The organism is Gluconobacter sp. P5H9_a, assembly GCF_018812085.1.
Classification (GTDB): Bacteria; Pseudomonadota; Alphaproteobacteria; order Acetobacterales; family Acetobacteraceae; genus Gluconobacter.
Window position 1 is genome coordinate 1 of sequence record NZ_JACRVW010000043.1, and the last position, 843, is coordinate 843.

The window sequence follows — 843 nt, forward strand, 5'->3', positions numbered from 1 at the left end:
GGCACCACCCCAACTTTCGGCCCATGCCTTCGCTTCATCGACGAGCTGCTGCACCCTCGGATTAGCCGCGTCATGTGGGTCTCCGGTTTCGGCCAGCCATTCAGGACTGACCACCACCTTGCACTCCATCCCGAGATCCGCACCCTTCCGCTCACTGGCACCAGTGGCCCGCTTGTGCGCCTTGAACGCTTTCACGTAATCCGTGGGGCCTTCCKCCTTGCTCCACGCTATCGGATCACTGTCCCGAACGTGTCGTTTCTGGGAGACCGGATCGAGACGCTTGGCGTGATATTCCGTTGAGAGGATTCCACCTCGACCCGTCCCGATGGACTTGCGAGCACCCGCACGAACCGCCGCGAAAATTGCCACCTGTCATTCCTTCCTGCTATGCAAGAAGTAACACACTACCGATTGACCCTAAAGGGCCGCTCCGCTTCAATCCGTGTGCAAGGGGAAACCCCCTTGACCCCTTCCGATTACCCACGAGAAATTCGGTACGACATGACCCCCATCGAGCGCGCCCGTGCACTGCGKCGGGACTATGACGATMTGAMMCGACAAGCACAGGAAACCGGCCAMTACKCCGACACACCGGCGGAGATGGTGGCATCMACGKCCCGACCATCGGGCGATCACKGGCAGATCGTCAGGATTCCGAATGTCGGCCCGGTTCTGGCAGGATGGGCGCGATCTCATCCAGTGCTCGGCCCGTCTGACTGCTGGTTCGTCTCAACACCACTGGAACGCATCGACCCGGCCGGAAAATGGGCATGGTCAAAGAACCACCTGTTCCGGCTGCTCCGACCGGCTGACCCACTCAAAGAGGACGAGCGATGGGCGGGA

General features: G+C 60.7%; 2 protein-coding genes. One reads left to right on the top strand and one right to left on the bottom strand.

What is annotated here, in order from left to right:
• On the bottom strand, positions 1 to 369 hold a 369-nt coding region (locus tag KP708_RS15360), incomplete at its 3' end, for a hypothetical protein (protein ID WP_215757231.1).
• A 93-nt stretch (positions 370 to 462) separates the two neighbouring features.
• On the opposite strand from KP708_RS15360, the gene KP708_RS15365 reads away from it, so the two are divergent.
• Positions 463 to 843 (top strand): hypothetical protein (locus KP708_RS15365; protein ID WP_215757232.1); only part of this gene is annotated, 381 nt, incomplete at its 3' end.